Genomic DNA, 3,816 nt, shown 5'->3' on the forward strand with positions numbered 1-3,816 from the left:
GATCAGGGCGGCGCTGCATCTGCGTGACCCGAACACACCCATCCACTTGCTCGATGCCCGCTCCCGTGACGACGCGCGCGGTGCGCTGCTCTCGCAGGCTCACGACCGCGACCAGGGGAAGGGCGACCGAGCTGAATAGGGGACCCGGGTCGTTACTGGCCTGGCCTTTCCAGAAGAGGCGCAAGTAGCGGTGCCGCCACGGGCTCGCGTCCACGGGGGTCATGTGCCGCCGTCCGCAGGTCGACACCGATTCCGCCGGTGAGGTGCGGTGGATCTCGCCCGCACTGTCGGGCGCCTGCACAGGCTCCGGCCCCTGGGCACCACTGGCCTCAGACACCCACTCGGCGGGCGCCCGTCGAACGCGGAGCCGAGTTGGTCGTCTGGAGATCTTCGCTGCGACAAGGCACCGGCGCGGACAGGCGGCGCCATTGGCAACCGCTCTCTCGGCGGCTCGCGGTTGCGAAGACATGAGGGTGGTTGTCCTATGAACGAGTGGTCGCGTTTCGCTTCGTCGACAAGGTGGGCCCCTTCTGAGCAGGCACCGAGGAGGCAGGATGCCAGGACGGTCGTACGGGCCCGGCATCGGGGTGCTCGTGGTCCTTGCCGCGGTCAGTGCCTGCGGCGCGCTTCCCGAGCGGCGTGATGACGTCACCGCGGAAGTCACGCGCTTCGAGCAAGCGCTGAAGGCGGGACAGCACGAACGGCTGTGCGCGGCTCTGGCACCTGCCACGAGGGAGGAACTGGAGCAGTCCTCCAAAAGCCGTTGCGAGCAGGCGATCGGCCGGGCGATCGACGAGCGGGAGCTCCCCGCGGCCGGTACGGTGCGGGGCGCGGACGTGTACGGCGACCAGGCCCGGGTGATGCTGGAGCGGGACACCGTGTTCCTGGCGCACTTCCCGGCCGGCTGGAAAGTGACGGCCGCCGGTTGCCGCCCACGCCCTCAGCGGCCGTACGAGTGCGGGATCAAGGGCGGGTGAGAGATCATGAGGACACTGTTCATCGGCACGCTGCTGGTGATCATCGGAGGGCTGGCGTACTTCATGACGCTGGGGCTGATGCACCGATGAACACCGCACCGGAAAACGACAAGGAAACCGCACCGGCCCAGCACCGCGTACGTCGCTTTGTCCGGCACAACGGCCTCGGGCTGTTCTTCATGACCACGTTCCTGCTGGCTCTGGTGGGCCAAGCCGTAGCGGGGCACGCCGACTTCAGCAACCAGCTGGTCAGTGACGGCATGGCACCCGTCGGCCTCGGGGCCTACGTGACATCGTCGGACTTCGCCGTCGACGTCACCGAGAACTGGCAGTCGGAGTACCTCCAGTTCTTCCTGTACATCTTCGCCACCGTCTGGCTGGTGCAACGCGGTTCACCGGAGTCCAAGGAACTCGACGAGGACGGCACCGAGTCCGACAAGGACCAGAGGGTCGGCGCGCACGCCACGGAGAATTCGCCCCGCTGGGCCGCGTACAAGGACTGGCGTGGAGTTGTCTTCTCCCGCTCGCTCGGCCTGGTCATGGGCGCCGTCTTCCTGCTCTCCTGGCTCGCCCAGTCCGTCACCGGCGTCGCCGCCTTCAACGAGGAGCAGTTGCGCCGGCTGGAAGCCCCCACCACGTGGTCCCACTACCTGTCGTCGGCGGACTTCTGGAGCCGCACGCTGCAGAACTGGCAGTCCGAGCTGCTGGCGGTCGCCTCCATGGTCATTCTCGCCATCTACCTGCGGCAGCGCGGATCACCGGAGTCCAAGCCCGTCGGCGCGTCTCATTCTGACACCGGCGTCGAAGGCTGAGCCGCCTCGAGGGCGCGGCGGTGAGGACAGGGCGGTAGGGGGCAGGGTGAGGTGAGGAAAGGTGTGCAGACGCGATGCGGAAGAGACCGTCCCGGGATTCCGGGGCCTCGACAGGGGAGCCGGGCTGGTTCGAGCGCTTGGCGGAGAAAGCCTCCACCATCACGGCGTCGGCGCCCTTCTACGGCCTGTGCATGGCACTGGTGGGCGCCTTCCTGGCGACCCAGGCGGCGGGTCTCTCCCTGACGTGGCAGGTCTTCGTCGGTGATCTGATGACGGCCGTGGTCCTCGTCCTGTTGGCCCTGCTCAAGAACAGCGAGCGGCGAGCCGAGCACGCGGTCCAGCGCAAGCTGGACGCGATCGCGGCGGCGCTGCTGGAGCAACGTGAGAACGAGACGCACAAGGCGCGTGACGAATTGCGAAGGGTCATCGGCATGGACGAGGAGGTCTGAACCGTGGCCGGGGTCGCGCGTGGGGACGGGTGTGGCCCGCGTCGGCTGGTGGCGTAAGGAAGCACCCGAAGGGCTGCACCCGAAGGGCACCCGCCGAGCGGTGGAAGAAACGGTCCGGTGATTGAGTGACCAGACGGGCGTCGGTAGTGGTGAGGAGAAGGGGTTCTCAATGCGAGTGCGTGGTTCTGTGGTTGTGATCACTGGGGCTTCCAGCGGCATTGGCCGGGCCACCGCCGTCGCCTTCTCCCGTAGAGGGTGCTCTGTTGTCCTGGCGGCGCGGCGCACGGAGGCACTGGAGGCGGTTCGGCGGGAGTGCGAACGCCGCCATGGCGCGGAGGCGCTCGTCGTGCCGACCGATGTCACGGATCCCAAGGCGGTCGACGACCTCGCCCGGCGCGCGGTAGAGCGCTTCGGCCGCATCGATGTCTGGGTCAACTGCGCGGCCGTCACGGTCTTCGGGCCCTTCGAGGAGGTCCCGTTGGAGGACTTCCGCAAGGTCATGGATGTCAACGTCATGGGATACGTGCACGGTGCCCGCGCTGCCCTCCGTGTCATGCGGGAGCAGGGCGGAGGGACGCTGGTCAACGTCTCCTCCATCGTCGGCGTCGTCAGCCAGCCGTACACCCACGCCTACGGCATGTCGAAGCACGCTGTGCGGGCGCTCGGTGCGAGTCTGCGTCAGGAGTTGCGACTGGGGAAGGCGAGGGGCATCCGCGTGTGCACGGTGCTGCCCGCCACGATCGACACGCCTCTGTTCGAACACGCTGCGAACTACACGGGTCGTCAGGTGCTGGCGATGCCCCCGGTCTACAGCCCCGAGCGCGTCGCACGGACCATCGTGGATCTGGTGCGTGTGCCCCGGCGCGAGGTCGTGGTCGGTCCGATGGGGCGGTCCATGGTGCTGGAGTCGAGGATCATGCCGGGGGTGGTCGAGCGGATGATGGCCCGCCAAGTGGACAAGACCCATCTCTCCCGCGAGGAACCCGCTCCGGCCGGCCACGGCAACCTCCACGTGCCGGCGGCAGGCACCGGCGCGGCTCACGGCGGGTGGGGCGGACGCCGTCGCACCGCGGTGCGACGGCTGGCCGCCGCCACGGTGCTGGCATGTGCGGCGGCGGGCTTCGCACGACGGGTCCGGACGCGTTGAGCGGCTGGAACGGACACGAGTCCACCGTCGTAGCAGGAGCCTGCGTCCACGCCGCGTGGCGCGGACCGCCGGGCCCCCGAACCCCCGACATCACTTGACCTGACCCGGAAACTGCCACCTCCGGTGAGAACCCTGGGCGCAGGCATCTCACCGTCCTGGCACAGCCCAGCTCAGGACGCATCATGTCGTCATGATCGACGAGACGAATGCCCGGCATCGTCGACACGACCTTTGGAATGTCCCGATCAGCACGGCAGAAATCCCGCGCCTACCTGCCATACCCCAGGTCAACAGCCCCGCTTCTGCAAGATCTCATGAGACGGGACACTCGTATATGAGAGGGTGCTGGATGCCCAGCTGCCTCCATCGCCGGTCCACTGGCCGCGGCTGGTCTTCGCCTGGGTTGTCTGTTGGTCGCGTCTGTTGGTCGC

Annotated in this window: 4 protein-coding genes; all 4 read left to right on the forward strand. The window is 68.1% G+C overall.

Going from position 1 to position 3,816, the window contains the following annotated elements; translation table 11 throughout:
- Positions 1-554 precede the first annotated feature (554 nt).
- The 4 genes from ACWDZ7_RS42625 to ACWDZ7_RS42640 all read left to right on the forward strand — a co-directional run bounded on the left by ACWDZ7_RS42625 (position 555) and on the right by ACWDZ7_RS42640 (position 3,385).
- Positions 555-977, forward strand: a complete 423-nt coding sequence (locus tag ACWDZ7_RS42625) for a hypothetical protein (protein WP_451804316.1) — start codon at positions 555-557, stop codon at positions 975-977.
- Between the two features lie 86 nt (positions 978-1,063).
- Positions 1,064-1,789: a DUF6766 family protein gene (locus ACWDZ7_RS42630; RefSeq protein ID WP_451804318.1), complete on the forward strand. Its 726-nt coding sequence runs from the start codon at positions 1,064-1,066 to the stop codon at positions 1,787-1,789.
- A gap of 74 nt (positions 1,790-1,863) precedes the next feature.
- Complete coding sequence (locus ACWDZ7_RS42635) at positions 1,864-2,238, forward strand: low affinity iron permease family protein (RefSeq protein WP_451804320.1); 375 nt, start codon at positions 1,864-1,866, stop codon at positions 2,236-2,238.
- A 169-nt stretch (positions 2,239-2,407) separates the two neighbouring features.
- Entirely contained in the window at positions 2,408-3,385 is a 978-nt protein-coding gene (locus tag ACWDZ7_RS42640) for an SDR family NAD(P)-dependent oxidoreductase (RefSeq protein WP_451804322.1), read from the forward strand.
- The last annotated feature ends 431 nt before the right edge of the window (positions 3,386-3,816 follow it).

The organism is Streptomyces sp. NPDC003032 (assembly GCF_053591415.1).

What these genes read in the sequence shown, in the direction of transcription:
- ACWDZ7_RS42625 (WP_451804316.1), top strand. Translation starts at nt 555, where the DNA reads ATGCCAGGACGGTCGTACGGGCCCGGCATCGGGGTGCTCGTGGTCCTT.
- ACWDZ7_RS42630 (WP_451804318.1), top strand. Translation starts at nt 1,064, where the DNA reads ATGAACACCGCACCGGAAAACGACAAGGAAACCGCACCGGCCCAGCAC.
- ACWDZ7_RS42635 (WP_451804320.1), top strand. Translation starts at nt 1,864, where the DNA reads ATGCGGAAGAGACCGTCCCGGGATTCCGGGGCCTCGACAGGGGAGCCG.
- ACWDZ7_RS42640 (WP_451804322.1), top strand. Translation starts at nt 2,408, where the DNA reads ATGCGAGTGCGTGGTTCTGTGGTTGTGATCACTGGGGCTTCCAGCGGC.